This window comes from Spongiimicrobium sp. 3-5 (assembly GCF_046557915.1).
GTDB lineage: Bacteria > Bacteroidota > Bacteroidia > Flavobacteriales > Flavobacteriaceae > JBHEBG01.
In genome coordinates this window covers 21345-47914 of the sequence record NZ_JBHEBG010000003.1, presented here as the reverse complement: position 1 = coordinate 47914, position 26570 = coordinate 21345, and the positions used below count along the sequence as shown (strand labels likewise).

27 protein-coding genes and 1 tRNA gene are annotated in these 26570 nt (G+C 39.9%); 17 read left to right on the top strand and 11 right to left on the bottom strand.

What is annotated here, in order from left to right:
- Positions 1-70: 70 nt before the first annotated feature.
- Complete coding sequence (locus tag ACEQ81_RS11730) at positions 71-730, top strand: methyltransferase domain-containing protein (protein WP_411031091.1); 660 nt, start codon at positions 71-73, stop codon at positions 728-730.
- A gap of 11 nt (positions 731-741) precedes the next feature.
- Here the strand turns inward: ACEQ81_RS11730 and ACEQ81_RS11725 are convergent, their stop codons facing one another.
- The 6 genes from ACEQ81_RS11725 to porV form a co-directional block, all read right to left on the bottom strand.
- Positions 742-1422 (bottom strand): SDR family NAD(P)-dependent oxidoreductase, encoded by a 681-nt coding sequence (locus tag ACEQ81_RS11725; RefSeq protein ID WP_411031090.1) that lies wholly within the window; start codon positions 1420-1422, stop codon positions 742-744.
- 3 nt (positions 1423-1425) lie between these two features.
- Entirely contained in the window at positions 1426-2460 is a 1035-nt protein-coding gene (locus tag ACEQ81_RS11720) for a M28 family metallopeptidase (RefSeq protein ID WP_411031089.1), read from the bottom strand.
- Positions 2461-2541: 81 nt separating this feature from the next.
- Complete coding sequence (locus ACEQ81_RS11715; RefSeq protein ID WP_411031088.1) at positions 2542-4191, bottom strand: pyruvate dehydrogenase complex dihydrolipoamide acetyltransferase; 1650 nt, start codon at positions 4189-4191, stop codon at positions 2542-2544.
- 4 nt (positions 4192-4195) lie between these two features.
- On the bottom strand, positions 4196-5194 hold the full coding sequence (pdhA, locus tag ACEQ81_RS11710) for a pyruvate dehydrogenase (acetyl-transferring) E1 component subunit alpha (RefSeq protein WP_411031087.1): 999 nt from the start codon (positions 5192-5194) through the stop codon (positions 4196-4198).
- Positions 5195-5321: 127 nt separating this feature from the next.
- On the bottom strand, positions 5322-5861 hold the full coding sequence (gene cdd / locus ACEQ81_RS11705; protein WP_411031086.1) for a cytidine deaminase: 540 nt from the start codon (positions 5859-5861) through the stop codon (positions 5322-5324).
- A gap of 33 nt (positions 5862-5894) precedes the next feature.
- Positions 5895-7037: a type IX secretion system outer membrane channel protein PorV gene (gene porV / locus ACEQ81_RS11700; protein WP_411031085.1), complete on the bottom strand. Its 1143-nt coding sequence runs from the start codon at positions 7035-7037 to the stop codon at positions 5895-5897.
- A 409-nt stretch (positions 7038-7446) separates the two neighbouring features.
- Between porV and gldJ the strand changes: the two genes are divergently transcribed.
- From gldJ to ACEQ81_RS11675, 5 genes are all read left to right on the top strand, one after another.
- Complete coding sequence (gene gldJ / locus ACEQ81_RS11695) at positions 7447-9108, top strand: gliding motility lipoprotein GldJ (RefSeq protein WP_411031084.1); 1662 nt, start codon at positions 7447-7449, stop codon at positions 9106-9108.
- Positions 9109-9172: 64 nt separating this feature from the next.
- On the top strand, positions 9173-10447 hold the full coding sequence (locus ACEQ81_RS11690) for a UDP-N-acetylmuramoyl-tripeptide--D-alanyl-D-alanine ligase (protein WP_411031083.1): 1275 nt from the start codon (positions 9173-9175) through the stop codon (positions 10445-10447).
- Between the two features lie 54 nt (positions 10448-10501).
- Positions 10502-11719, top strand: coding sequence for an ABC transporter permease (locus tag ACEQ81_RS11685; protein ID WP_411031082.1), 1218 nt, complete (start codon positions 10502-10504; stop codon positions 11717-11719).
- Entirely contained in the window at positions 11716-12384 is a 669-nt protein-coding gene (locus tag ACEQ81_RS11680) for an ABC transporter ATP-binding protein (protein ID WP_411031081.1), read from the top strand. Before ACEQ81_RS11685 ends, ACEQ81_RS11680 begins: the two co-directional genes overlap by 4 nt.
- Before the next feature lie 23 nt (positions 12385-12407).
- Positions 12408-12809: a thiol-disulfide oxidoreductase DCC family protein gene (locus ACEQ81_RS11675; RefSeq protein ID WP_411031080.1), complete on the top strand. Its 402-nt coding sequence runs from the start codon at positions 12408-12410 to the stop codon at positions 12807-12809.
- Between the two features lie 37 nt (positions 12810-12846).
- Here the strand turns inward: ACEQ81_RS11675 and ACEQ81_RS11670 are convergent.
- Positions 12847-12921, bottom strand: a tRNA-Val gene (locus tag ACEQ81_RS11670).
- Between the two features lie 141 nt (positions 12922-13062).
- Between ACEQ81_RS11670 and ACEQ81_RS11665 the strand changes: the two genes are divergently transcribed.
- From ACEQ81_RS11665 to ACEQ81_RS11620, 10 genes are all read left to right on the top strand, one after another.
- Positions 13063-13659, top strand: coding sequence for a Crp/Fnr family transcriptional regulator (locus tag ACEQ81_RS11665; protein ID WP_411031079.1), 597 nt, complete (start codon positions 13063-13065; stop codon positions 13657-13659).
- A gap of 132 nt (positions 13660-13791) precedes the next feature.
- On the top strand, positions 13792-14073 hold the full coding sequence (locus ACEQ81_RS11660) for a hypothetical protein (protein ID WP_411031078.1): 282 nt from the start codon (positions 13792-13794) through the stop codon (positions 14071-14073).
- Positions 14074-14213: 140 nt separating this feature from the next.
- Positions 14214-14789, top strand: coding sequence for a Crp/Fnr family transcriptional regulator (locus ACEQ81_RS11655; RefSeq protein WP_411031077.1), 576 nt, complete (start codon positions 14214-14216; stop codon positions 14787-14789).
- 118 nt (positions 14790-14907) lie between these two features.
- Positions 14908-15114: a tautomerase family protein gene (locus ACEQ81_RS11650; protein ID WP_411031076.1), complete on the top strand. Its 207-nt coding sequence runs from the start codon at positions 14908-14910 to the stop codon at positions 15112-15114.
- Positions 15111-15857 carry an SDR family NAD(P)-dependent oxidoreductase gene (locus tag ACEQ81_RS11645; RefSeq protein ID WP_411031075.1) on the top strand — a complete coding sequence of 249 codons (747 nt, stop codon included), beginning with the start codon at positions 15111-15113 and terminating at the stop codon, positions 15855-15857. The genes ACEQ81_RS11650 and ACEQ81_RS11645 overlap by 4 nt, the downstream gene beginning before the upstream one ends.
- 15 nt (positions 15858-15872) lie before the next feature.
- Entirely contained in the window at positions 15873-16244 is a 372-nt protein-coding gene (locus ACEQ81_RS11640) for a nuclear transport factor 2 family protein (protein ID WP_411031074.1), read from the top strand.
- Positions 16231-17292 (top strand): nitronate monooxygenase, encoded by a 1062-nt coding sequence (locus tag ACEQ81_RS11635; RefSeq protein ID WP_411031073.1) that lies wholly within the window; start codon positions 16231-16233, stop codon positions 17290-17292. The genes ACEQ81_RS11640 and ACEQ81_RS11635 overlap by 14 nt, the downstream gene beginning before the upstream one ends.
- A 103-nt stretch (positions 17293-17395) precedes the next feature.
- A complete protein-coding gene (locus ACEQ81_RS11630; protein ID WP_411031072.1) occupies positions 17396-18448 on the top strand; it encodes a helix-turn-helix domain-containing protein in 1053 nt (350 codons plus the stop codon).
- A gap of 95 nt (positions 18449-18543) precedes the next feature.
- A complete protein-coding gene (locus ACEQ81_RS11625) occupies positions 18544-18894 on the top strand; it encodes a hypothetical protein (protein WP_411031071.1) in 351 nt (116 codons plus the stop codon).
- Between the two features lie 209 nt (positions 18895-19103).
- A complete protein-coding gene (locus ACEQ81_RS11620; protein WP_411031070.1) occupies positions 19104-19577 on the top strand; it encodes a YHS domain-containing (seleno)protein in 474 nt (157 codons plus the stop codon).
- Positions 19578-19661: 84 nt separating this feature from the next.
- Here the strand turns inward: ACEQ81_RS11620 and ACEQ81_RS11615 are convergent, their stop codons facing one another.
- Both ACEQ81_RS11615 and ACEQ81_RS11610 read right to left on the bottom strand, forming a co-directional pair.
- Positions 19662-20711: an endonuclease/exonuclease/phosphatase family protein gene (locus tag ACEQ81_RS11615; RefSeq protein ID WP_411031069.1), complete on the bottom strand. Its 1050-nt coding sequence runs from the start codon at positions 20709-20711 to the stop codon at positions 19662-19664.
- Positions 20712-21062: 351 nt separating this feature from the next.
- The gene (locus ACEQ81_RS11610) at positions 21063-21392 is read right to left on the bottom strand and encodes a YegP family protein (RefSeq protein ID WP_411031068.1); all 330 of its coding nucleotides are present in this window, start codon (positions 21390-21392) and stop codon (positions 21063-21065) included.
- Between the two features lie 300 nt (positions 21393-21692).
- Here ACEQ81_RS11610 and ACEQ81_RS11605 point away from each other — a divergent pair, with 300 nt between their 5' ends.
- Positions 21693-22109, top strand: coding sequence for a Fur family transcriptional regulator (locus ACEQ81_RS11605; RefSeq protein ID WP_411031067.1), 417 nt, complete (start codon positions 21693-21695; stop codon positions 22107-22109).
- A gap of 330 nt (positions 22110-22439) precedes the next feature.
- Here the strand turns inward: ACEQ81_RS11605 and ACEQ81_RS11600 are convergent, their stop codons facing one another.
- Together ACEQ81_RS11600 and ACEQ81_RS11595 are read right to left on the bottom strand one after the other, a co-directional pair.
- Entirely contained in the window at positions 22440-24731 is a 2292-nt protein-coding gene (locus ACEQ81_RS11600) for an inorganic phosphate transporter (protein WP_411031066.1), read from the bottom strand.
- A 78-nt stretch (positions 24732-24809) separates the two neighbouring features.
- A complete protein-coding gene (locus tag ACEQ81_RS11595) occupies positions 24810-26015 on the bottom strand; it encodes a porin (RefSeq protein WP_411031065.1) in 1206 nt (401 codons plus the stop codon).
- Between the last annotated feature and the right edge of the window lie 555 nt (positions 26016-26570).

The following is a 26570-nucleotide window of genomic DNA, read 5'->3' as shown; positions in this document are numbered from 1 at the left end:
TTCGCCCAAGCTAAAGAACAAAGTATTTTGAAGTTTTGAGTTTAACCCAACATTCACAACTTACCGGATTATGTCAAACATCGTAAAAAAGATTTCAGCTTTTTTCAAAAAGAAAAAAAACCCTAAAGTGCCGTTTGAGACATCTACGCAATACTGGGAAGAACGCTATGAAAAAGGAGGGCACTCCGGTGCGGGCTCTTACAATAGGCTCGCAGAATTTAAGGCAGAAGTAATAAACCCTTTTGTCTCCACAAACAAGATAGATACTGTTGTAGAATTTGGGTGTGGAGATGGTAATCAACTACAACTTTTCAAATTTAATTCGTACACTGCTTACGACGTAAGTGATTCCATAATCCAAAAGTGCAAAGATCTTTTTGGTGATGATCCAACCAAATCCTTTTTTCATCTAAGTGCCTATCGTCCCCAGACTTTTGATTTATCACTTAGTCTTGATGTTATCTATCATTTGGTAGAGGATACAGTTTTCGAAGATTATATGGAACGGTTATTTGATTCTTCATATAAATATGTTATCGTTTATTCTTCCAACGATAATAATAGCGAATCAGCGGTACACGTAAAGCATAGAAAGTTTACGGATTGGGTGGCAAAGAACAGGCTTAATTTTCAGCTGATCGACAAAATACCCAACAGGTATCCGTTTGATGCAAAAAATCCAAAAACTACGTCATTTGCCGATTTCTTTATTTATGAGAAAAACGCTTAACGCCGCATTGCTTAGGGTGTAGAATTTGAAACCTGTAACAATTTTCCGTTATACATTTTATGTCCGGTAAGGGCAAAGTCTTTAATATATGTTGCCATTTCCAAAGGTGTGGTAGGAGCCTGATAACCTGGAAAAGCCTCTTCCAACATTTCTGTTTGAACCGCACCCAGTGCCAATACATTAAATGATGGCCCCGATTCTTTAAACTCTTCTGCCCATACTTCAGTAAGACCAATAACGGCCGCCTTACTGGAACTGTAAGCCGCGAGACCAGGAAACTTAATGCTTCCTTGAACACCTCCCATAGAACTTACCGTGACCACATGTCCGGTTTTGGCCATCTTGGGTATAATGGCCCTAGTAAGGTTAGCCAGGCCAAGAACATTTACGGCGTAAACCGCTTCAAACTCCAAAGCTGTGGTTTCCAAAAAGGGTTTTCGCAACAATTTACCCGCATTGTTGATTAGTACGTCCACTGTTTCCCAATTTTCATCTAGAAAACCTTTCAATTTTTTCAAATCGGAAGGTTTGGAAATGTCAAAAGGGAAAGTTGTAATATTTTTATGGCTTATTTTGGATATTGGCTCGGTATTCCTGGAGAGTGCCAACACTTGATGTCCTTCTTTGGCAAAAAGTTTGGCCATTTCGAAACCTATACCCCTACTACTTCCTGTAATAACTACGTTGGCCATGGACTACTTATATTTAAGCTCCTGGGAAGATGCATTGGCAATGCCTTCTAGTACCGGAATGGTTTTATTTACAACTGCAGCCATATGTTCAAAGTCCATTAGGGAAACCTCATCGCCAACTTTATGGTAATGATCAAAATTGGTAAAATCGAAAGTACAGTACGTTTGGGAAGGTACTCCAAATTCGGTATGGAAGGGATAATTATCCGAGCGTTTAAACAAATCAAATTCTTTGGCCGTGGGTAAAAACCCTATTAGGTTTTCTTTGGCATAATTGTTACTTACCTCGGCTAAATTGGAGGCCTCATAACCCGTTATGTACATGAAGTAATCCTTTTCCTTTAGAGGCACCCCTACCATTTCAAAATTTAACATGGCATATAGGTTTAAATTTTCTTCTTTCAGTTTTTTGGCCAGATGTATAGATCCCAAAAGTCCCTTTTCTTCGGCACTGAAAAGTGCAAAAATGATACTTCTTTTATTGGTCTTGGCGTTTCCAAAATATCGTGCCAACTCTAGTACTGTGGTAGTACCGGAAGCATTGTCATTGGCGCCATTGGCTATTGAATCCCCGGCTACTGCCTTTATAACGCCGATATGATCGTAATGTGCCCCCACTACCAAGAACTCTTTTTTTAATTCAGGGTCACTACCTTCAACAAAACCTACCATGTTATAAGCCGGTTCCGAAAAATTGGACAAGGTGTCCCTGTAGGAGTTAAAATAAGGTGCCACACCATTATTTAAAAACACCTTTTCTATAAAATCGGCGGCTTTGGCAATACCCTCGCTACCAGAATCTCTACCCTTCAATCCATTGGAAGATAGAAAACTGATAATTTCCCCAACACCAGTACTATTTGAGAAAGAAGTTTCTTTTTGGTCCATGACCATATCATCTTTTTTTTCTACAGCATCAACACGGGCTTTGAGTCCGTCTGGTGAATTTGAAATTTCGGATGTATTTGATTCTTTGATTTGTGTAGACCCACAACCCAATGCTAGCGAAAGCAAAACGGTACAGATAAGTTTTTCCATTATTTATCAATTTTGAGTTTAAAGATAAAAAAAGCATCCTGAACTAATCAGGATGCTTCATATATAATCTTTTGAAAAGTCTTATGCCAACATTGTTACAGGATGTTCCAAATAGGCCCTTAAAGTTTGTAAGAACTGCGCACCAGTAGCTCCATCAACCGTTCTATGATCACAGGCCAGGGTAACTTTCATTGTGCTTCCCACCACAATCTCGCCGTTTTTAACCACTGGTTTTTCTACAATTGCGCCAACAGAGAGGATGGCAGAATTGGGTTGGTTAATAATTGAGGTAAAATCCAGAATACCGAACATTCCTAAATTGGATACCGTGAACGTACTCCCCTGCATTTCATCCGGGGTTAATTTTTTATTTCTTGCCCTACCGGCCAAATCTTTTACGGATGCACCTATTTGGGTAAGGCTAAGTTGGTCCGTAAATTTCACAACGGGCACTACCAACCCTTCATCAACAGCAACGGCCACACCCACATGTATATGTTGGTTGTAGCGTGTTGTATCTCCATTCCACATAGTGTTGACCTGTGGATGTTTTTTAAGTGCTACGGCGCAAGCCTTAACAACCATATCGTTGAAGGACACCTTGGTATCGGGCAGGCTATTTATTTGGGCCCGGGATGCCTTGGCGCTATCCATATTTACTTCTATGGTTAGATAATAATGTGGTGCGGTGAATTTTGATTCTGCCAACCTTTTGGCAATAGTCTTCCGCATTTGGGAGTTTTTCACTTCCTCACTACCCTCTTCGCCTACAGGAAGATTTATCGGAGCCATTGCCATAGGTGCCGCCGTGGGCTGCTCAATTGCTGCAGGAGTGGTCTGGACCGGTTTTTCCGAAGGCTGATAACCTTCCACATCTTTTTTAACAATTCTACCATGGTCACCGGTACCTTTTACATCTGCAATGTTAATTCCTTTTTCTGCTGCAATTTTCTTTGCCAAAGGCGAAGCAAAAATACGTTGTCCGTTGGGAGTAACTACTTTCTCCGTTGCTACAGCAGGAGAGTCTTCCTTCTTAGTCTCCGGAGCACTACTTGTATCTGTCGTTGGCCCAGCTGCAGAAGGTTTGGCACTAAGCACAGCACCTACATCGGTCCCTTCCGGGCCTATCACGGCCAAAACCGTGTCCACAGGTGCAGATTCTCCTTCATTGATCCCTATGTGCAACAAGGTCCCATTATAGAAGGATTCAAACTCCATGGTAGCTTTGTCCGTCTCTATTTCCGCAAGTATATCTCCTTCTTCTACGGTATCTCCTACTTTTTTCAACCATGAAGCCACGGTACCTTCTTCCATGGTATCACTAAGTCTGGGCATTTTTATAACCTCTACCCCTTCCGGGATGGCGGTTGTTTCGCCAGAAGCTGCTTCAATCTCTTTGTTATCTACCGCCTCTGGTGTATCTGATTGTGTTTCCTCTTTGGACGGTGCCGGTGCGGACGACTTTCCGTTTAACAATCCAGAAATGTCCTCTCCTTCTTCACCGATAATTGCCAATAAAGTATCTACCGGGGCACCATCGCCTTCTTGAATTCCTATATGCAAAAGTGTTCCTTCGTGGAACGACTCAAACTCCATAGTGGCCTTATCGGTCTCTATTTCCGCTAAAATATCGCCTTCTTCTATCTTGTCCCCAACATTCTTTAGCCACTTAGCCACAGTACCTTCTTCCATGGTATCACTAAGTCTGGGCATATTTATTACTTCAGCCATTTACTTATAATTTATGTTCTACAAATGGATAATCCTCTTGCTCATATACCATATCATATAACTGGCTTATAGGAGGGTAATCCGATGCTTCTGCAAACTGCTCACATTCCTTAACCAATTGCTTTACACGCGCATCAATTTCTTTAACCTCTTCCTCTGTGGCATACTGCTTTTCCTTTATCACATCCAAGACCTGGGTGATGGGGTCTATTTTTTTGTATTCTTCCACTTCCGCTTTGGTTCTATAATGCTGTGCATCTGACATGGAATGTCCTCTATATCTATAGGTCTTCATTTCTAAAAAGGTAGGTCCGCCCCCTGTTCTAGCACGCTCTATTGCTTTGCTCATTTCTTTGGCTACGGTAACAGGATCCATACCATCAACTGGGCCACAAGGCATTTCATAACCCAATCCAAGTTTCCAAATATCGGTAGAATACGAAGTTCGGGCTACGGATGTTCCCATGGCATATCCATTATTTTCACAAATGAACACTACCGGCAGCTGCCACAACATGGCAAGATTAAAGGTTTCGTGTAAGGAACCTTGCCGTACCGCACCATCTCCCATATAGCAAAGGGTTACTGAATCTCTTTTGAAATACTTGTCACCAAAAGCCAACCCGGCCCCTAGTGGAATTTGACCTCCAACAATACCATGACCGCCATAGAAACGATGCTCCTTGGAAAAGATATGCATGGAACCACCCATTCCTTGAGACGTCCCTGTAACCTTTCCGTACAATTCGGCCATTACCTTTCTAGGATCTACCCCCATACCTATGGGCTGAACGTGATTTCGATATGCAGTGATCATTCTATCCTTGCTTAGATCCATAGCATGTAATGCTCCGGCCAAAACGGCCTCTTGTCCATTGTACAAGTGTAGAAAACCTCTAACTTTTTGCTGAATATAAACTGCCGCCAGTTTGTCCTCGAACTTTCTCCAGAAGAGCATATCCTCATACCACTTTAGGTAGACCTCTTTGGTAATTTTTTCCATTAACCTATTTTTTTTGTAGAATTTTCATAAAACGGAAAAACAAAAATACACATTAAATCAATAGTGGAAAAACATTGAGGTAAAAGCTAGTTACAGGTTATGCCATTATTTAATTGATGGCAAAAACCTATCTTAAAAAAGAGCTGTTAAAGGCCAAGGGTAAAATATCCGCAATGGATTTACATTGTAACACTTCCCCTGCTTCCCCCATAAGCAATAATCTAATGGGCGATTGTTGTTTTTGTTCGTACTCAACTATGGATTGCCTACAATTACCGCACGGGGCCGCAGGCTCTCCTACCACATAATTTCTGGAAGTTGCAGTTATCGCTATGGCTTTTATTGGTATACCGGGATATTTTGCCCCTGCTTGGAAGACGGCCACTCTTTCAGCACATAATCCGGATGGGTACGAAGCATTTTCCTGATTGTTTCCAATGACTACCTCGCCGTTTTCCATCAATACTGCAGCTCCTACCAAGAAATTTGAATACGGTGCATAGGCATCTTTTCTGGCAGCCACAGCCATCTTCATAAGTTGTTGATCTTCTGCAGAAAGGGTCTCAAAAGAATCATAGACATTTAGGTCAAAAGTAACTTGGCGCTTCTTCATAAGTCTAGTTGGATTGCGATTAGTATCTGAACAAAAATAGAAAAACCTGCCCAAAGGCAGGTTTTTCCATCAAATCTGATGATTATTTTAGTTGTTATAGTATTCTTCTCCAAAGTTAAAGGTTAAGGAAAATCTCAGGGTATTTTCCAGAGGGTTCCTTACTTGTGAGGAAGAGAATAAATAAGATAGATCTATCTGCGCTGATTTAAACTGAAAGCCCGCTCCAAGTGTAAAGAATTTTCTAGACCCTTTTTCTTCGCTTTCGTTAAAATATCCGGCCCTTACCATAAAGGCTTCTTGATAAACGTATTCTAGACCAACGGCCCAGGTTAATTCCTTAAGTTCTTCGCTACCACCATCCGGGGCATCCCCAAACGATTCGAATATACCATTGAAGAAGGTAATATCTTGGTATTCGGCATTATCTTCCGAGTCTACATCGCCATCGCCATCAAAATCCCTTGGTGTAGGAACCAATAATTTGTTTATTTCAGTGGTAATTCCCAATACATTATCCTGATCCAGAATAAAATCGAAACCACCACCTAATTTAAGATTGGCAGGTAAAAAGTTTTCCTGTCCGCCTTCATCGTATTGTATTTTACCTCCAAGATTGGAAATGTTGAAACCTGCCCTCCAACGTCCGTCAAAACTGTTATAGGCAATCTCCCTTGATCTATAATAACCTGCCACGTCTACGGCAAAACTATTGCCCGCCTGAGAATCTACCCCGGCATCTTGAAGTTTTAGATTGGAACTGATAAACCTACCTCCCACGGCCATGGAAAATTGGTCGCTTAATTTTAATGAGTAAGATCCATCAATGGCAAACTCATTAGGTTTTGCTATTGTACCTGGGTCATTGGCAAATTGTCTTAGCTCTATTTCCCCTAGGGTAAAGTATCTAACACTAACAGCGAAGGCACTCCGATCATTTATTTTATTGTAGAAATTAGCGTTTAAGAGCGCTATATCTGTAGTAACGCTCTCCAGGTAAGGCGTGTAACTAACTCCTATTCCCATTTTTCGCTCCGCAAAAGCAAACTTAGCGGGGTTCCATTGTTGAGAAAAGGCATCAACAGATGTAGCCACACCCATATCACCCATACCCGCTGCCCTAGCGTCCGCTGCAATGGTAAGAAAGGGCACTGCAGTGGTTATTACCCTGTCTTCCTGTGCAAATATTTTGCACACAAAACAGAGCAAAGTGAGTATCAATAATTTCTTCATTTTTTCTATTATGATTTAGTTGTATTACAAATAAACGTCCATTTTAATATTATCTTGTATAAAAGCATTATTATTTTTGCGAATCCCTATCAATACGAAGAATAGGGCAAAAAAAAGGCCTAATGGCTGGCGAAATTAACCTAAAATGAAATTTCTAAGCGGTACAATTCGTCAAAACGAAAAAGAAACTCGTTTATCCATACTAGATTGCATATTATATCGTTATAATTTTTGGGAAGGTATGCTTTACATCATACGCCCAGGCTAAATTGGCCAAAATATTTTTAGAGCGACAAAATATAATAGGCAATTCGTCGTTTTATAAGCCGAAAGTGACGCACAAATTAATTAAAATACGAATTCCAAACCACCACATGTGGCGGTTTGTATTTGAACTCAAGTCCAAATTATGAAAAAACAGTTTATCAAAGTTGTACTCTCTTGTCTGGTTGTAGCGGGTAGTTTTACAAGTTGTAAAAAATCCTCGTCCTCATCCAAAAATGTTTCAAGGGCTACAGGTTGGAAAATCAATGCAAAAGAAGGTGGTTTTCAGTACAACACAGATTTCAAAGAACAGGCAACTGCCCCTGGTTTGGTGTTTGTGGAAGGCGGTACCTTTACAAAAGGTAAGGTACAAGATGACGTAATGCACGATTGGAACAATACCCCATCGCAACAACATGTGCAATCTTTCTACATGGATGAAACGGAGGTTACCAATGTTATGTACTTAGAATACCTGGACTATCTAAAGAGTGTTTATCCTCCAGAAAATCCAAAATATGCAAATATTTACAAGGGTGCTTTACCAGATACGTTGGTATGGAGAAATAGACTCGGATTTAACGAGACTATGACCAACAACTATCTAAGACACCCGGCCTACGCCGAATATCCCGTAGTTGGTGTAAATTGGATACAGGCCGTACAGTTTGCCAAATGGAGAACAGACCGAGTAAACGAGGCCATGTTGGAAAAGGAAGGGTATCTTTCACAAGACGCAAAATATAAAGCTGCTACCGGTGAGGTAGAAGGCACCTTTAGTACCGAGGCCTATTTAAACAGGCCAGAGTCCGTTTATAACGGCCAGATAGATTCCCTACAGGGAAAACAGAAAAAAGATTCCGTATCTGCCTTTGCAAAGCGAAGCAGTGGTATCATAATGCCAGAATATAGACTTCCAACAGAAACCGAATGGGAGTACGCTGCGGCTGCACTTCAAGGTACTAGAGAATACAACAACTATAGAGGTAGAAAAAAATATCCTTGGGAAGGTGATTATACCCGAAACGGACAACGTGTTGGTAGAGGAGACCAATTGGCGAACTTTAAACAAGGAAAAGGAGATTACGGCGGAATTGCCGGATGGTCTGACGATGGAGCGGATATTACTGCAGAAGTTAAATCGTATAAGCCCAATGACCTTGGTCTTTACGACATGGCCGGTAATGTTGCAGAATGGGTATCCGATGTATACCGTCCAATTGTAGACGACGAAATTAGTGACTTCAACTATTATAGAGGTAATATCTATATGAAAACTGCTATCGGAGAAGATGGCAAAGTAAACATACTAAGAGACTCTATCGTTTACGATACCTTGCCAAATGGCAAAATTGTAGCGGTGAACCTTCCTGGTGAAATTAAAATGGTACCTGTAGGAGACGAAGAAACTTATCTTAGGACTAACTTTTCCTCTAGTGACAACAGGGGTTATAGAGATGGTGATCCAGGGTCTTCAAGATTCTTTGATAGATTTAGTGATGAAGAAGACGAGGATGGCAGATCCATGTACAATTCTCCTAAACATAATGTGGAACGAGATTCTCTTGGTAGGGTGGTTCGTCAATACGATACCTCCAACAATAGAACTACCCTGATCAATGATGAGGTAAGAGTTTTCAAAGGTGGGTCATGGAGAGATAGAGCCTATTGGTTAGACCCTGCACAGCGCAGGTACCTACCTCAATATATGGCTACGGATTATATCGGATTTAGATGTGCCATGTCTCGTGTTGGATCCAAATCAAAAACAAAAAATAAAACCGTTAGAGGCAAAAAAGTAAGATAACGGCAAAAAAAAATATGTGTAAAAAAGCCCTTTTTAAAAAGGGCTTTTTTTATATCTTAGATTTATGAGCATAGAAGAATTGCACCAATTTTTTTTACAACACCCCAACGTTTGTACGGACACAAGAAAACTTAAAAAGGATGATATCTTCTTTGCCTTAAAAGGAGACAACTTTAATGGTAACCTCTATGCATCAGAAGCCCTTGCCAAAGGAGCAAGCCTAGCCATAATAGACGAAAAAGAGCAACATTTTTCCAACAAGACCTTATTGGTGGACAATGCACTGGAAACCCTTCAGCAATTGGCCAACTTTCACAGAAATTATTACAAGGCGCGTGTAATTGCTCTTACCGGAAGTAATGGCAAGACCACTACAAAAGAACTCATCCATGCCGTGCTCTCCAAAAAATACAGCACCATTGCCACCCAAGGAAATCTAAATAACCATATTGGGGTTCCACTTACCTTGCTCTCCATTACCCAAGATACCGAAATAGCAATCGTGGAAATGGGTGCCAACCATCAAAAAGAAATAAGTTTCCTTTGTAAAATAGCGCAGCCAGATTTTGGGTATATCACCAATTTTGGCAAAGCACATTTAGAAGGATTTGGTGGTGAAGCAGGAGTTATTAAAGGAAAAAGCGAGCTTTATGATTATCTAATGGATAACGACAAATCGGTTTTTCTAAATGCCGATGACGAAATCCAAGAAAAGAAACTACGCAGCTATATTAAAAAAATGGGGTTTAGCGGGCATAACCATACCTATTACAACATCCTTTTTTTAGGGGCCGATCCGTACGTGGCACTCAAGGCCGAGGATGTTATTATTAAATCGCAGTTAATCGGTAGTTACAACTTTACCAACTGTGCCATTGCTGTACTTATGGGTAAATATTTTAACGTTCCAATAGCGGATACAAAAAGTGCTATTGAAAGTTTTGTACCGCAAAACAACCGCTCTCAAGTCATAATCCAAAACGGACATAAAATAGTCTTGGATGCCTACAATGCGAACCCTACGAGCATGGAGGCGGCATTACAGAATTTCAAGAACATGACAGGAACTCCAAAAATAGTATTCTTGGGCGATATGTTCGAGCTTGGGGAAACCGCTGCCAAGGAACATCAATATATTGCAGACATGGCCGCAAAACTGGGATTTGACAAGATTTTTCTAGTAGGCGTCAATTTTGATGGAGTAACTTCCTCTTTACAAACCTTTAGCTCTTTTGATACCCTGAAGTTATACCTAAAGGAGCATAAACCGGAAAAAAGTACAATCCTGATCAAAGGCTCCAGGGGTATGGCCCTAGAAAGGATCTTACCGCTCCTTTAGAAGAAACACCCACGGACCAATGTAATAGACTACAGGTTTCCCCGACCTATTGGTATGTCCAATAACCCCTTTAACAAGGTAAACCTGTTTATTGCGTTACAATATTTATTGAACCGCAAAAAACAAAGTATTCTGGCCACTTTCGGTGTGGTCCTGGGTGTGGCCATTTTTATTGTCATGATTAGCTTCATGACCGGAGTAAATGCTTTTTTGGACGATGCCGTTTTCAATGGGAGCCCGGACATAATAATAAGTAACAAGCATGGAGCAAACAAAGAAAAAAGCATCTTCCAGAACAGTATACCCCATCTAGATGAGATTGATAAGATAAATTCATTATTGGACGAAAACAGTAATGTTGCCGCTTACGCGCATCAAACTATTTCTCCCGCAATACTAATCAGTAACACTGCTCAATTGCCAGTGAGTGTTAACGGGGTCTTTCCTGATCAGGAAACAAAAATGGTAGATTTGGACCGAAGATTAGTGCTAGGAGAAGGTCTTCCAAGCCTCAATCGCGACAATGCCATACTTCTAGGTGTAAACCTTGCCCAAAAATTGGAGCTCGCTGTTGGCGATAGTCTTAAAATGATCTTACCCAACGGAAGGAGCCGTATGCTGGAGGTTTCGGGGATATTCAGTTTTGGACTCACTACTATAGACCATCTTAGAACGTACGTAGCTGGTAAAACACTTCAGCACTTGCTTGCAGATAAGCCCGTGATCTCGCACGTACATATAAAGCTAAAAGATAGGGAGAACATAAGCCTTAGGGGGCTACTTGACGAAGCATTGGAAAATGTGGCTATAAATGATTGGAAAGAAAACAACAAAACCATTGTTGTTAGCAATAAGGTAAGAAATGTCCTTACATGGACCATTTCCATAGCCCTTTTGCTCGTTGCAGGGTTTGGTATCTATAATATCTTGAATATCACCGTTGTCCAAAAAAGAAAGGACATTGCAGTTCTTAAGACCATGGGTTACACATCTAAAGATATCATATTCGTTTTTCTTACCCAATCGCTGTTAATAGGAGCCATAGGTGCATTTCTGGGGGTCATTTTTGGTTTTTTGATCAGTTTTGCTATTTCTAAAACTCCCTTGGAAACCACCGACTTTATTATCGTGGATACCTATCCTGTAAACTTCAATTATTTATTTTACCTGCTTGGACTGTCCTTTGGGATAATAACCGCGGTACTAGCTGGTTACTTTCCTGCCAAAAAGGCCAGCGAGGTAGATCCGGCCACAATAATAAGAAATACATGATGTTAGAGGCCAAACATATTTATAAACACTTCCTGCTTCCCCAAAGGCAGCAGATACTCAATAACGTTTCCATATATGCAGAAGCAGGGGAATTGGTATCAATATTTGGTACTTCGGGGAGTGGAAAATCCACACTTTTATATATTCTGGCCACCTTGGACACGGATTTTGAAGGTGATTTGTTTATACATGACAAAAACATTAAAAGCTTAAAGGCCGATCGTCTAGCGGCCTTTAGAAACAAACATATCGGATTTGTATATCAATTCCATTATCTATTACCGGAATTCAATGTATTACAAAATGTGATGTTACCTGCCATGAAACTGGGAGAAAAAAAAGTAAGTCTAATTAGGGAGGAAGCACTAACCTTATTAAGGGAAATGGGCATGGAAGGTTATTCGAAACATCCAGCTCAATTGCTTTCTGGCGGCCAACAACAACGAGTTGCCATTGCCCGGGCCCTGATCAACAATCCATCGATCCTAATTGCCGACGAACCCACGGGAAACCTAGATCAGAAAAACACCCTGTTGATCTTTGAACTCCTGAGGGAAATAACAGCGGCAAAGAACAAGACCGTAATTATGGCAACACATAATTTGGAGCTCCAAAAAAAATCGGATAGGGTAATTGAAATTATTGATGGCTCTGTACGACTATAATCTAAAACCGCTTCAATTTAGCGATGAAAAATATAAGCAAGGAAAATATTATCATTTTTGATGGCGAATGCAGGCTGTGCAACGGTGTGGTGACGAATATTTTGCGTTTTTCACCGGATAAGAACTTTCGATTTGTAGCGTTCCAGTCCTGGGAAGGAAAAACGCTGTTAAAAGCAAATAACTTTGCTGTGGAACGTTTAGAGACGGTAATACTTATAGATGAGCAGGGTGTACATACCCACTCCGATGGTTTTCTAAAAATCCTATCCAAAATTCCAAAGTTTCAAAAAGTCGCTAGGTTAATGACCCTTGTACCCAAAATTATCAGGGACTTCATATATACAACGGCCGCAAAGAAAAGAGTGCAATGGTTTGGTAAATCCAAGACCTGCACTATTGTTTTTTCCTCTGTACAAGCCAATTAAACATTACCATACCAGTCCTAAAATGGTATCGGGATTGTGGGATATACTGGATTCGAACCAGTGACCTCTGCCCTGTCAAGGCAGCGCTCTAAACCAACTGAGCTAATATCCCCTTAGGGCATGCAATATCGGAAAATTATTGAATCCTATTTATATAATTATAGCCATCCGCCAAGTTTTTTAGGTTTAATACGCTTCAAAACAGCTTAAGTTCTTAATTTGCTGCCTACAAAATCGTTATTTGTACATTTTCATGATTTCCGAAGAGTTGCTTGTATCCTATAATGCTGAAAAGATATTCGTAAAACGAAGGGACACACTTTTTACCATTAACTCTAAAGCAAAATTCTATTATCAGGTAGCTTTGGGTGAAATCAAAATGAACAATTTTAATGATGATGGTAAGGAGTTTATACAAGGTATCTTTAAACCAGGTAGTAGTTTTGGGGAACCGCCGCTGTTTAGCGAAAGAAACTATCCTGCCCATGCAGAAGCTGTAACGGACAGTTATGTTTGGAAACTAAAAAAAGAAGCATTTTTTGAACTTTTGGTAGCCAATCCTGATGTACACTTACAGGTTACCCAGACCCTAGCCAATCGCCTACATTATAAAGCTATGATGGTTGCGGAAATCTCTTCAGAAAATGCCGAGCACCGCTTGTTACGTTTAATGGATTATTTTAAAAAACATATCCATAAGCTAAACCCAGATGAAATCTATAAAGTAGAGCTCTCTAGACAACAAATGGCAGATTTAACCGGATTGCGTGTAGAAACCGTAATACGCTCCATTAAATCCTTACAGAAAAAAGGCGCCATTAAGTTAGAGCATCATAAAATACTGCGTTAACTATTACCTTCAATTTAGCTGCGGGCTTCCACTTATTCCACAAAATGCAAACTAATGACGGTTATGATTTAGGTCATAAACCTGGGCCTCCTACCGAGCTTAACTTTGTGTTATTATGCTAAATCACACATCATGGAATTATATCTGAGATCTTTAAAAGAGTTTAAAAGTGGTCTACAAGGTTATTCTGCAATATTCATTATAGCACAAAGTTGTTTGGGTTCTGCGGCCGCCATGTTTATCCTTATGAATGGCAATGGGATGACACAAATGGTTCAGTTATTTTTTGTTACCATTATGTGTATGTTTTTTAATGGTGCTGTGCTATCACAACAGAAACCAAAACTAATACTTAACCTACTTATAGGAAGTGTAATCACTAGTCTATTGCTACTCATAGCCAACTTGGTATAAAACCAATTATAGAGGCCTAAAAGACAGCTCTACGTGCTTTGTCCGTGCTTTGCGTCTATAGGCCTCTACACCTATTCGCAAATACCAATAGTCGGTTCTTTATCCTTATATTTATAATCTGTCCAATCGTTGATTTATAAATGGATTTGCACCCGCTTAGAAAACACATAGAAGAACTTATCTCCCTTACGGACGAGGAGTTTTCATACATCCTATCTCATTTTGAGCCAATTCGGCGTAGAAAGCATCAATACCTTATCCAAGAAAAGGAACCCGTAAACAAGGAATTTTGGGTTATCCAAGGATGCTTGCGTTCCTATTTTTTCGATTCCGCTGGAAAAGAGCACATCATTCAGTTTGCCATGGAAAACTGGTGGATTACAGATTACGAAGCCTTCAACAACAAAGTGCCTTCCAAGGTTTTTATAGACTGCCTGGAAGACTGTCAATTACTCTACATTACCTTTGAAAACAGGGAAAAACTAAGTGCGGAAATGCACAAAATGGAACGTTTTTGGGCAAAAAAGACTAAACTTGGATATATAGCCTCTCAGAACCGGGTACTGTCCTTGTTAAAAAATACCGCCAAAGATCGTTATGAGCAGTTATCGGCACAATATCCCGATCTGCTACAACGCGTACCCAAAAAACTCATTGCTTCCTATTTGGGCATATCGCGTGAGACCTTAAGCAGACTTTATAGCGATTCGGAGTAATTTTGTTACGCCAATACTTCTTGCAAAACGTGACCTACCTCACTTCTAAATAGTGACCTACCTCCTATCGTTGGGTTAAATTTCCCTTGATCTTTGTACTGTAATTAAATCTATTGATATGCCTTATATAAACATTAAGGTTACGGATGAGCGGGTAACAAAAAAACAAAAGCAAAAGCTCATTGAAGGTGCAACGCAACTAGTTGTGGAGATTCTTCAAAAAGACCCAAAAACCACCCATGTTGTCATCGATGAAATTGCGGTAGATAATTGGGGCGTAAATGGGAAGCAGTATTCAGAATTTAAAACAAAAACAAAGAAATGAAAGAAAAAACAGTAATTGTAACAGGAGCTTCTACCGGAATTGGTAAAGCTATTACGCGGTTGTTCTTAGAAAACGGCAGCAATGTAATTATGAACTCGAAACATGAAGGCCGACTAAAGGCCACCTACGAAGAATTTGGAAAGCCCAAAAACGCCGAGTGGGTTGTTGGGGATGTCAGTAAAAAAGAAACCGGGGAGCGATTGGTGAAAACAGCCATAGAAAAATTTGGGACCATAGATGTCCTGATCAATAACGCCGGCGTATTCCTTCCCAAGCCCTTTTTGGATGTAGACGAAGAAGATCTAAACATGTTTTTGGATATAAATTTCAAAGGCACCTTCTTTACCTCGCAGGCAGTAATCCCCACCATGAAAAAACAAAAACAGGGTGCCATCATAAATATGGGTACCGTATTGGTAGATCATGCCATTGCCGGGTTTCCTGCAAGTGCAGCAGTATCTAGCAAAGGGGCCATACATACATTTACAAAGCAATTGGCAGTAGAATACGGAAAGGACAACATAAAAGTTAATACCATATCCCCTGGTATAATACGGAGCCCGCTTCAAGGTAAAATTGGGGTAGATAATGCGGACAGCTTGGCAGGACTTCATTTATTAAACCGTGTAGGAGAACCCGAGGAAATTGCCCAGGCGGCCTATTATTTGGCAAATGCCGATTTTGTTACAGGGGAAACCATTGATGTTGCCGGCGGACATACCGTGGGGCATGCAATAAGCTAATCTAAAGCATTAACTATGTATTCATCAAAATCCAAAGCCATAGAAACTGTGGTGAATAACTACTTTGAAGGACTCTTTTTGGGCAATGTAGACCAATTAAAGAACGTTTTTGACAAACAGGCCGTTGTTTATGGCGACATTCATGGCGAAGTCTTTGAAATGCCCATTGGACAATTTTTAGCAAGGGTAAAACAACGCAAAAGCCCTAATGATCTTAACGAAACTTTTAAAATGAAGGTTTTAGGTATTGAGGCTATGGGTCATAACGCAATGGTAAAAGCCCATGTGCCCATGTTGGGGAAAAACTATTACGACTTTTTATCCCTACATTGTTCCGATAAAGAATGGAAAATTGTAAACAAACTTTTTACCCATGTGGAAGGATAAACGGGCTACTCAACTTCTAGGAATAAAATACCCAATAATACAAGGACCATTTGGCGGAAGGTTTTCTTCCGCTGAATTGGTTTCCACAATTTCTAATTTGGGGGGAATGGGTTCTTTTGGTTTAAACGCTTATGAACCAGAGGAGATATTGGAAGTGGATAACGAAATTAAAAGACTTACCCAACATTCCTACGCGTTAAACCTTTGGGTGCCTTTAAAAGATGATCCGGCCAAAAAGTATACACCACGAGAGTTTAACCAGTTAAAACAACTTTTTAGGCCCTATTTTGAGGAATTAAAACTTCCTGTTCCCAGTTTACCCAAACCCCAAGGACCTGTTTTTGAGCAACAGGTAGAGGCTGTATTGAAAGTAAAACCACCTGTTATGAGTTTTATTTTTGGCATCCCGGAAAAAGAGGTGCTAAAATCGTTCAAAAAGGCTGGGACAACTACAATTGGTACCGCTACTACTGAAGAGGAGGCTTTGCTCATAGAAGCTGCAGGTTTAGATTTGGTAGTTGTTTCAGGGGCGGCTGCCGGTGGTCATAGGGCGGCCTTCTTAAAATCGGCGGAAGACTCGCTTTACGACACATATACCCTGGTCTCCCGGATATCAAAAAAAATAAAGATTCCCATAATAGCCGCGGGCGGTATAGGTAACTCTAAACAGGTTGTTGAAATGCTAAAGGCCGGTGCTTCGGCGGTACAGATAGGGACCGCTTTCTTGGCCACAAAAGAATCTGGCGCACCCGACTATCACAAAACTGCCCTTCGTTCTAAAAAACTGCTTAAAACAAGTCTTACCACCGTATATACCGGAAGACTGGCCAGGGCGATCTCGAATAATTTTTCAGAACGATATTCAGATGTCCAAAGCCAACAGATGGCACCCTTTCCAATACAAAGCTCTTTTTTGGCACCGTTGCGTAAGGAATTGATCAGGCAAGGGCGTTATGATGAAATAGCCCTCTGGGCTGGACAACCCACTTCACCCCTTGAGCATAGTAGCGCTACTGCCTTGTTCAATATGCTGCTAACCGAAATATAGCGACATTGGCATATCGATTCTAAACCTACTGATCTAAAAACATCGGGTCTTTGTTAATTTCGCTTATAAAATACGACCAATACTGTGTGAGTTAACCCTAGCGATGGTAGAAAAATTTACACCCGAAATAAACAAGGTATACTTTATAAACACCTACTCCTTATTCCAGATTCTATCGGGCACTGGTAGTATTCAGGTAGATTTTAAGAACTATTACGACTGGCAAGACAAGGCCATTTACCTCGAAAAAGGACAATATATAAAATTTCTTTCTGACGATTTCAGCGTTCGGAAAATACAGTTTCCAAATGAGACCATTTACCGGAACAAGGAAGTTAGGGTCTTGTTTAAACATCTTATCTCCCTTGGGTATATCAATTTTAACGAATGCGAAGCCTGCAAAAAATACTTGTCAGATACTGTGTTCGCGGAGCAGGTGACCAACATCATCGATGTCTCTTCTGAACAATGGTATTGGCAAAACCCATTTCATGCAAGTAAAAGTGAATATCAGACAATTTTTGACATTAAGGAGGTTATAGACGAGCAATACGCCAACCATTTAAACAATGAAGATCTTGTAAGCTTGATCAATGAGAATGGACACCATGCACAAGCTTTGGTAAAGGACAAGATAGGTTTAACGGTTAAATCTATGCTAACCAACAAAAGATTGGTTGAAAGTAAAAAGGAAATCGCCTTTACCGATAAAAACATCCAGGAGATTTCCTATGGGATGGGATACAAGGACCCTGCGTATTTCAATAGGGTTTTTAAGAACACAACAGGGCAAAGTCCTGCCAAATTCCGAAAAGATTTTGATTACTCCAAACGAGACAGTTTTATAGAGGATATTATAACCTTGCTACGTACCCATCATACGGAACAAAGGTCGTTAGGGTTCTATGCCGATAAGATGAATTTATCGGTGAAAGCATTATCAAAAAAAACCAAAGACAAGTTAAATACTTCCCTAGGGCAGCTTATCCGTTTTGAGCTCGTAAATACAGCCAAATCCATGTTAGCCCAAGACGCTCCCATACAAGATATCTCCTATCGTTTGGGTTTTGAGGAGCCTAACCATTTTTCGGGCTTTTTTAAGCATTACACCGGCCACTCCCCAACAGATTTTAAGCGTAAAAAGTACAACTCTTAGCGTTCTTTTTGTAGCTCTCTTCACACACTTCATACGGACATTTGCCCTGTAATTAATTACAAAGCAATTTTTGTTAAATCATTAAAACAATAAGTATGAATATTAAAGCATTAGCTACAGAAATCGACAGCATCGTTGCCCAAGGGGCCATTGTAGATGCTGTAAAACAATTCTTTGCCGAGGACGCACGCACTTCGGATTACAACAACGTTGCCACGAGCAACAAAACCGAAATGGTTGAGAAAATGGAAGGGTTTGCCAGCGCCATAGGCAAGGTAAACGGTATTACTCTTCATCATACCCTAGTAGACGGCAATGTCTCTGCTTCTGAGTTTACGTTTGATTTTGATATGAAAGACGGTAGCAGTATCTACTGGCACGAAATCATCCGACGGATTTGGAACGACGAGGGCAAGGTTATTAACGAAGAATATTTTAACGCTTAAACCGAAGAAGATGAAACTACGATTCATTACCACAACATTTCACAGGGTAACAGATTATACGGCCGGCTTAGGCAATTCTTTTTTAGGTTCATCTGACGATCGACCTTATGGCAGCCAAATCTTTTATACCGGTTTAATACAACGGCGGTATTTCTTGTAGTTTCCTTAGGCGAAATCAAATAATTAAGTAAAAACAAAATCTAAAAACGATGAAAAATTTAAAGAATATTTCAATTTTGGTCATTGCAGTGCTTACCGCATCAATGACTTATGGTCAAGATAAAAAAGCCAATAACATAGATAATAGCAATATTGCCCTTCAAGGTTATAGTCCGGTATCTTATTTGGATCTAGGTATTGCGCAAAAAGGTATAAAGGAACATAAATCCGAATACCAAAAGGTAGTTTACTATTTTACCACGGCTGCCCAAAAATCCAAGTTCGACAAAAACCCTGGGAAGTATAAGCCACAATATGGCGGATACTGTGCCTTTGGTGTTTATGCCGGGGCAAAATTTAGACCCGATCCCAATAAATTTATCGTACAGGACGGGAAGTACTTTCTATACCTGTACAATTTAGAACTAGACGCCCAGCAACTTTGGTTAGCGGAAAAGAACCACAATAAGCTGGTAGGCATAGCGAACAAAAACTGGGATAACTTAAGCAAGTCTTACAATTAATGATTGTTGTTTGTTTGTAAAAAACACCCAATCTCTTAGAAGAGAAAGGGTGTTTTTGTATGTTAAGACCATCCTGTTGACTTCCTAAGGATTGTCATCCAAAACACAGGACACCGGTCTATGATCACTAGATCTTGTGCTATTGTTAGCGCCGGCATTGCCACGTTCGAAGGCTTGATGCTCCACAAGACCATTGCCCGAATTTACTTTTAAGGAAAGGCTTCCATTTACCAAGGGCTGACTTATTAAGATATGATCGATCAGCAAGGGGTTCTGACTTGCAGGGATATTAAGTATAGGGTCCCGGAATTTGGCCGTCCATCTTAGGTTAGCAGGAAAATCGAACAAAACATGGTTAAAATAGCGTTCTGCCAAGAGTACTTCGCCCTGTAGGTTCTGGATAAGATCGAAGAAAAGGTACTGCTGTTCAAAAAAATCATGACCAGGTCCATCGTTGCAATCGCCCAGCACCATAATTCCGGGGGCTGGTAATTGATTGAATTTAGCGTCCACATAATCTCTAATGTTCCGTGCTTCCGTGGCCAACTTTACGCGGGCCTTAAGCGCAGTCTCAAGATAATTGCCATCCAAATTACCTTCCGGATCCCTTGTTATACTCTTTAAATTTATTTTAGACTTTAGATGAACTCCGATCAGTTCTATTTCCTCTCCATTTCCCAAGGTGTAAACAAGTACTTGTGGTTGTCTATAATGATCATGGTCATCTGGTTTTATCTTACCCCAATAGTTAACACTCCAATCCGCTGACCCAATAAAGGAATGCCAAACTTGGGCCTGTTGTATTCTACAATTGTTTAAAATTCCTGGTTTTACCACATACCACATCCATTGCGTGCCCCTACCATCATAGCCGTAGTCACTATCTTTGTCTCCCAAAGTATCTCCAGGTTGCTTTAAAAGTACGGGTACCCAAGTATTATTTAATACGGTATTGCAGAAATCGGTAATTGCCTGCTCTCCTTTTGGGCCTTCTACGATTAAAAGAATGTCCGGATCCATTTCAGTGATGGTCTCCCGTATTCTTCTAATCCTGTCCAAATCGTTGGCGGAGGGATTGGCTGTAATGAGTTCAGAACTATGCTCTATGTTCCAGGTAGTAACCTTTAATGACATGATGCGGAGTTTTATAATAATATACGTACTCACCCATCCCTTAAGGATGATAACTATCAAAAAAAGGGGGAACTGAACTGCACTATCAAAACATTTTTAAGTTACGATAACTGAAGAAATTGGAAAGTGTATTCGATAAAGGACTACTAACTTGGACAAAGTGTATTTTTGCAATTAAAACCCTAATTTAGTTAAGGTTTTTATGGTTTTTCAACAAGGAAACACCTTAAAAGAAATACGTTTTTGATCAGCAATTTTTGGAAAAGGTTGGGGAAAAATAAAAGGGTGGCAAAAACCACCCTTTTTAAATCATTGAATTCACAAACTATCGGGATAGATTGATCCCTGGTATTAGGAGTTGTCCTCTACCGAAGCATCCGGAGCATTCTTTGCAACAGAAGCCACACCATTTTCCATGGCAGCGGTACTGTTATACATTTCGCTAGAACCTATTACCTGACCGTTCGTAGCTTTTAAGTTAAAGTATGGACTCCCGTCCTTTGCAGTTTTTCTTTCAAAGTTTCCGTCATTGGCCGAATTCTTTTTTACAGAAGCTATACCATTTTCACATGCCGTTTTTGTGGTATACGCCTCACTACTAAGTATTACCTGTCCATTGGATGCCTTAAGATTGAACCTGAACTGTCCAGACTTATCCTTTTTAATTTCAAATTTTCCCATTACAATTTAGTTTTGATGTATATGGATAAACATACGAATAATTTATGATTCTCCATAATTCAAAAACAGAGGTATTAAGATTTTATCTCCAAACTTTCTTGGTTATTGCACATTCATTGATTGTGGACCCATCTATGTTTCCCAACAAATACCCTTTTTTAACGCAATGTTTTTTAAACAAGCGCAATGGATCAATGTTTTTACAATACCATTGCGCAAGTAAATCCTTAATTTTACAATATGAAGTCGTTGGCATTAAGTCTAGTATAGCCACGAACATAACAAATAATTCTTTTTTTGATGAACAACATTGCTCAGTTTTTAAATGCCAAGGGAATTAGGCCAACGGCCATGCGACTACTTATTTTTAAGCATATGACAGAAAGCAAGGTGGCAAAAACCTTAAACGATATAGAACGAGCATTTACCCAAGTGGACAGAACCACACTCTACAGGACCTTAAAAACCTTTGAAGAAAAGAATATAGCGCACCAAATCGATGATGGTACCGGCACCGCCAAATATGCGCTCTGCGAAAAGGGCTGTAATTGTAAACTGGGCAAAGACCTGCATTTACACTTTCATTGCAATAAATGTGGAGAAACCATTTGTTTGAAGGAATTTAAAATTCCCCTTATAAATCTCCCCGAGGGCTACCTGGCCGAAAATGCAAACCTGGTAATCAAAGGCGTATGCGAAACTTGTAACCTCCAATGATTTTGAAAACAGCGTATCGCAACGCGTAAAAGGCAGCGCAAAGTGTTAATGAAGGGTAAGGTTTTTAGGCCCACTGGGCCAACTATTTTTTTCCTAATCCAATGATGACGTTTCATTAACATACAATACTGACATAACCCCCAAATTTGTATTGAGTTTTGAGTTAGTTTAGTTTGAGTTAGTTTATTAAAAAAGCCCGAAGTCTATCGGGCTTTTTCTTGCTCCCGATTTTTCTGGAAATAAAAAAATCCACACAAAAGTGTGGATTTTAATTCTATTATTAAAATAGGTAAGGCGAGGTTCTGCCTTGTTTTAACCTCTATAGGAAGCCTATTCTTCCAACAAAGTTGGTTTAGCAGTACTATTATGTGCTTCATAATACTGCTCCAAAAGATTCATCATAGCATTCATTAAATCTTTAGTCTCCAAAAGTAACGAGAAGTACAATGTGGTATTTTTAGGACTGGATTCCTCTGTGCGGGTCCTAGCCACCTGTTTCTCTATTTTTTGTGAAACAAGATCAAACAATTCCTGTTTACTGTTAAGGACCTTGCCAATTTGCTCAAAAGAACGTTCCTCAAAGGCATTTTTTGCATTGCTAAGGATTTCATCGAGTTTATGATCTATTTCCTTAAGCTCCTTAATCTGATTGTACTTTAACTTTTTGTGGTTATTGTTAACGTGTTTATGGCTAACTTTCCCAATGTATTCAAGAGACTGAGCCATGTCTTGCAGATATCCCAGTATATTGATATAGAAGTTACTTGCCCCTACGCTGCTATCATCAAGGTTTTTTATGAAGTAAAAGATGCTATCCCTTAGATCGTCAATCTCTTCGGACAGTTTGGCTCCTTGTTTTTTGTTCTTTTTTAAGAGATCCAAATCCTGTTTGGCCAAACCATCGATGGCATTGGTGTAAATTTTATTGCTCCGATTTATAACGCTAGATATATTTTTAGCACTTTCTTCGATAACACCCTGAATAGAACTGCTTTCGGCCCTATTTAAACTATCTTCCGCCTTAATCTCTTTGGTTTTTTTATTGTGGGAAATGTAGTTTCTTGCTAAAAGCAATATAGCAGCGAACAATAATATTGCAATAGCGGCACCTTTACCAAAACTAATGAGGGCCAATACGGTTCCTGCAGCAACAAAAGCAATAATGGCAGTCATAAACCAACCTCCTATTACATTGACCACTCCGGCTACACGATATACTGCACTTTCGCTACCCCAGGCCCTATCAGCCAATGAGGTTCCCATGGCTACCATAAAAGTAACGTAGGTAGTGGACAAAGGTAGTTTGTAGGAAGTAGCAATGGAGATCAGTATTCCGGCAACCATCAGGTTTACCGCCGCTCTCACCATATCAAAAGCTGGCAATTCATGGGTTTTCCCTTTGGATAATTGAATACTGGGTTTCTTAAACTGTTGTTCTATTACATTCTTAACTGGCGAAGGAGTTACAACGGAGGTATATTTCCCAATCAATATGGAAAACCGAACCAAATTTCGTGACAGGAAGTTGGGTTGAAAACGTTCTTTTGTTTCACCCTGACTTGATAAATCTATGGAGGTTTTTAAAACGTTTCTGGCCTTACTGGAAAACCATAGTGTAACCACCATTACCATACCCGAAAGAAATAGCAGAAGGGTAGGCGTTGGCACTTTTGCAGCCAGAATCTCCATGCTAAATTCAGTAGCCGCTATTCCTGAAGCGCTCCATGCTTCATAGGATTGCCAAGCTGCTATGGGCACTCCAATAAAATTAACCAGGTCATTGCCGGCAAAGGCCAAGGCCAAGGCAAAAGTTCCCACACCGATTATTAACTTATAAATATTTGTTTTTAGTAAAGTAATAAGCAAATACGAAAGAAGAGACCAAAAAACAAAACTCACCAAAACAATGGGAAGTACCTGATCTTCCAAGAAATCTTTTATTTTCATTCCCCCAATCAAATCAAAACTTTGACCAGCAAATGGTGTACCTTTAATTCCTTTCATTAGAATGAAATAGGTAATTGCGGATAATGCAACGCCACTAAAAATGGCACCTACCCATTTCGCCTTTTTCTCAAAGTTGAAAGAAAGTAACAAACGAGATAACCATTGCACAAAAGCACCAATGGAAAACGCGACTACCACCGAAAGTAAAATACCCAAAATAATTTCCGTTGCTTTGGTGGTATTGATATAATTTACAACATCACCAAAATTTCCGCCGTCCGCTGCGATCTTTATTAAAGACATTGCTACCGCTGCACCCAACAGTTCAAATACTATGGACACTGTTGTTGAGGTGGGCATACCTAAGGTGTTGAAGAAATCTAGAAGTAGAATGTCCGTAATCATTACGGCCATGAAAATGAACATGATTTCGTTAAAATAGAACTCCCCAGGGTTAAATATTCCCTTTCTTGCAACCTCCATCATTCCACTAGAAAAAATAGCGCCAAAGGCAATTCCCAAACTTGCAACGATCATTATAGTCTTAAACGAAATAGCTTTGGACCCTATCGCTGAATTCAAAAAGTTTACGGCATCGTTACTGACCCCGACCACAAGATCTGCCACGGCCAAGGCAGCCAGGGCAATCACCATTAATAAGTAAATATTATCCATAATTTAAATAAAAATCAAGTTGGCAAATATCTGTCCAATACATAGTTACAATGTTATCTAAAGGTTATTTTTCATCCTTTAAAAATGAATGTCGAACTGCAACCTATACATTAACTCATCAGTACCATTTTCTACAGAAAGATAGCTAATATCTGTTTGAACCTTCAATTTATGACCCACAATATATTTGGAGAGTCCAAGTGTATATTGCGTTTCGGGGTTACTCCCCGTTATATTCTCATCCAGTTTAATATTTGTGTACCTCCCAGATACTTCCCAATCTTTGTTCAGAAGATAACCCGCCTGTAGGTTAAGACCATCTCCTACTTGTACCACATCGCCCGTCTCGGAGCCATCAGAATTTCTGGCAATAGCATCTTTGGCATCCCTATGGGCATATTCACCCATTAGCGAAAAACCATTGTATTTAAACATTCCATCCAAAAAGAAAGTATTTATAGTAGTCTCGTAGAACCCAACGTCATTAACCATATATGACCCCATATTACTTCTATTCCTAACCGCGTCCTGATTGCTGTCGTAGGTAACCCCTATCATTAGTTTTGGCCTCGTCTCCCGCTTTAAATCACTTCCGCTATAATCTCCCTTGCTTTTGAATTTCCCAAAGGGCAGGAGCTCTATACGGGCGGTAAACTGATGCCCTCCTAAATTACCTTCGGTAACATTTCTCCCCTCTCCTTGCGAGATGGCTAGCTTTTCTCTTATCAGAAAGTTTTCCGATAAGTTAAAATGATGTCTTAGCTGAATTCCCATGTCGCGGTCTATGTTGAATCTACTGTTAACCAAGGAACGATCTACTTGTTGAAGATTACCCGAGGAAATTACTCGTTCTATGTTACCTGGAAGTTTGGTCTGGCCAAACCAGAGTTCAAAATTTTCGTAAAAATTCCACATTACCACGGCATCTAGTATATATCTTGAGGTATTACGGTTAAATTCCGAAGCTCCGGAAATGTCCCTATTGGACAGACCCAGTTCCAACTTATACTTCAGTTTTGGTGTATAGGCAAACCCGTCAAATTTTAGACGGGCCCTACGTACTAAAGTGTTCGATTCTGGATTTACGAGGCCTCCGTCTGGTCCTTCTTCCCAATTGGCAACTGCCAACAATTGCATTCTGGTGGCTATTTTCATACTCCAGGTGCTATCTTTTCCAATAAGGTTAAAAAGTCCCTTGCCAAAAGATGGAGCATTGGTTTCTTGTGAAAATGAAGAAAAAAATACGGATACAAGTAATCCTAGGGTTAGGATTTTGGATTTCATTTAAGTATTAGTTTTTGTCGCTGCAAATAACCAATACCAATGTTAAGTAATTGTTTCGGAAACGTTATTTTTAGAACAGGCTACAACTGATGTTATTAACAATCAGTGTTTGGTGATGTTCTTGTGCAAAATAGAAAAAACTTTATCCTTTTTTAAAGAGGGATGGGGTACGGTTCAATAGCCCCCGCCATCAACAGTGTTTCTGATCCAAGAGAAGAAAAACTGCCTTGGCCAGAGGCAGTCAATTGGAATTCACATATAGTCGACAAAAACTAATAGATTACATGAAATACCTAATTATTGTGTTTAAACACATCTACAAAGTACCTCATCGGCTGTAAAAATTGTGTTAACCTCAAATTAAAAATCTGTTTACTTTGGGTTATTTTATTGTTATTGTATTAAGCTAATGTTATGTAAGGTTTTCTGATTGATCGAAGAAAAACGCTCAAAGATTTTGAGCAAAGAAACCTAAAAACTATTAAGAGTTAAGGAGTTTCATCCCAAGTTTACTTTCCTACTTGCAACGCTACAGAAAACCTTTGTTCTTTAATA

What these genes read in the sequence shown, in the direction of transcription:
- ACEQ81_RS11645 (WP_411031075.1), top strand. Translation starts at nt 15,111, where the DNA reads ATGAAAGAAAAAACAGTAATTGTAACAGGAGCTTCTACCGGAATTGGT.
- ACEQ81_RS11595 (WP_411031065.1), bottom strand. Translation starts at nt 26,015, where the DNA reads ATGAAATCCAAAATCCTAACCCTAGGATTACTTGTATCCGTATTTTTT.
- ACEQ81_RS11680 (WP_411031081.1), top strand. Translation starts at nt 11,716, where the DNA reads ATGATGTTAGAGGCCAAACATATTTATAAACACTTCCTGCTTCCCCAA.
- ACEQ81_RS11625 (WP_411031071.1), top strand. Translation starts at nt 18,544, where the DNA reads ATGAATATTAAAGCATTAGCTACAGAAATCGACAGCATCGTTGCCCAA.
- ACEQ81_RS11605 (WP_411031067.1), top strand. Translation starts at nt 21,693, where the DNA reads ATGAACAACATTGCTCAGTTTTTAAATGCCAAGGGAATTAGGCCAACG.
- ACEQ81_RS11630 (WP_411031072.1), top strand. Translation starts at nt 17,396, where the DNA reads ATGGTAGAAAAATTTACACCCGAAATAAACAAGGTATACTTTATAAAC.
- ACEQ81_RS11620 (WP_411031070.1), top strand. Translation starts at nt 19,104, where the DNA reads ATGAAAAATTTAAAGAATATTTCAATTTTGGTCATTGCAGTGCTTACC.
- ACEQ81_RS11685 (WP_411031082.1), top strand. Translation starts at nt 10,502, where the DNA reads ATGTCCAATAACCCCTTTAACAAGGTAAACCTGTTTATTGCGTTACAA.
- ACEQ81_RS11675 (WP_411031080.1), top strand. Translation starts at nt 12,408, where the DNA reads ATGAAAAATATAAGCAAGGAAAATATTATCATTTTTGATGGCGAATGC.
- ACEQ81_RS11600 (WP_411031066.1), bottom strand. Translation starts at nt 24,731, where the DNA reads ATGGATAATATTTACTTATTAATGGTGATTGCCCTGGCTGCCTTGGCC.
- ACEQ81_RS11610 (WP_411031068.1), bottom strand. Translation starts at nt 21,392, where the DNA reads ATGGGAAAATTTGAAATTAAAAAGGATAAGTCTGGACAGTTCAGGTTC.
- ACEQ81_RS11720 (WP_411031089.1), bottom strand. Translation starts at nt 2,460, where the DNA reads ATGGAAAAACTTATCTGTACCGTTTTGCTTTCGCTAGCATTGGGTTGT.
- ACEQ81_RS11660 (WP_411031078.1), top strand. Translation starts at nt 13,792, where the DNA reads ATGGAATTATATCTGAGATCTTTAAAAGAGTTTAAAAGTGGTCTACAA.
- ACEQ81_RS11635 (WP_411031073.1), top strand. Translation starts at nt 16,231, where the DNA reads ATGTGGAAGGATAAACGGGCTACTCAACTTCTAGGAATAAAATACCCA.
- ACEQ81_RS11665 (WP_411031079.1), top strand. Translation starts at nt 13,063, where the DNA reads ATGATTTCCGAAGAGTTGCTTGTATCCTATAATGCTGAAAAGATATTC.
- ACEQ81_RS11730 (WP_411031091.1), top strand. Translation starts at nt 71, where the DNA reads ATGTCAAACATCGTAAAAAAGATTTCAGCTTTTTTCAAAAAGAAAAAA.
- ACEQ81_RS11715 (WP_411031088.1), bottom strand. Translation starts at nt 4,191, where the DNA reads ATGGCTGAAGTAATAAATATGCCCAGACTTAGTGATACCATGGAAGAA.
- pdhA (WP_411031087.1), bottom strand. Translation starts at nt 5,194, where the DNA reads ATGGAAAAAATTACCAAAGAGGTCTACCTAAAGTGGTATGAGGATATG.
- gldJ (WP_411031084.1), top strand. Translation starts at nt 7,447, where the DNA reads ATGAAAAAACAGTTTATCAAAGTTGTACTCTCTTGTCTGGTTGTAGCG.
- ACEQ81_RS11655 (WP_411031077.1), top strand. Translation starts at nt 14,214, where the DNA reads ATGGATTTGCACCCGCTTAGAAAACACATAGAAGAACTTATCTCCCTT.
- ACEQ81_RS11615 (WP_411031069.1), bottom strand. Translation starts at nt 20,711, where the DNA reads ATGTCATTAAAGGTTACTACCTGGAACATAGAGCATAGTTCTGAACTC.
- ACEQ81_RS11650 (WP_411031076.1), top strand. Translation starts at nt 14,908, where the DNA reads ATGCCTTATATAAACATTAAGGTTACGGATGAGCGGGTAACAAAAAAA.
- porV (WP_411031085.1), bottom strand. Translation starts at nt 7,037, where the DNA reads ATGAAGAAATTATTGATACTCACTTTGCTCTGTTTTGTGTGCAAAATA.
- ACEQ81_RS11690 (WP_411031083.1), top strand. Translation starts at nt 9,173, where the DNA reads ATGAGCATAGAAGAATTGCACCAATTTTTTTTACAACACCCCAACGTT.
- ACEQ81_RS11640 (WP_411031074.1), top strand. Translation starts at nt 15,873, where the DNA reads ATGTATTCATCAAAATCCAAAGCCATAGAAACTGTGGTGAATAACTAC.
- ACEQ81_RS11725 (WP_411031090.1), bottom strand. Translation starts at nt 1,422, where the DNA reads ATGGCCAACGTAGTTATTACAGGAAGTAGTAGGGGTATAGGTTTCGAA.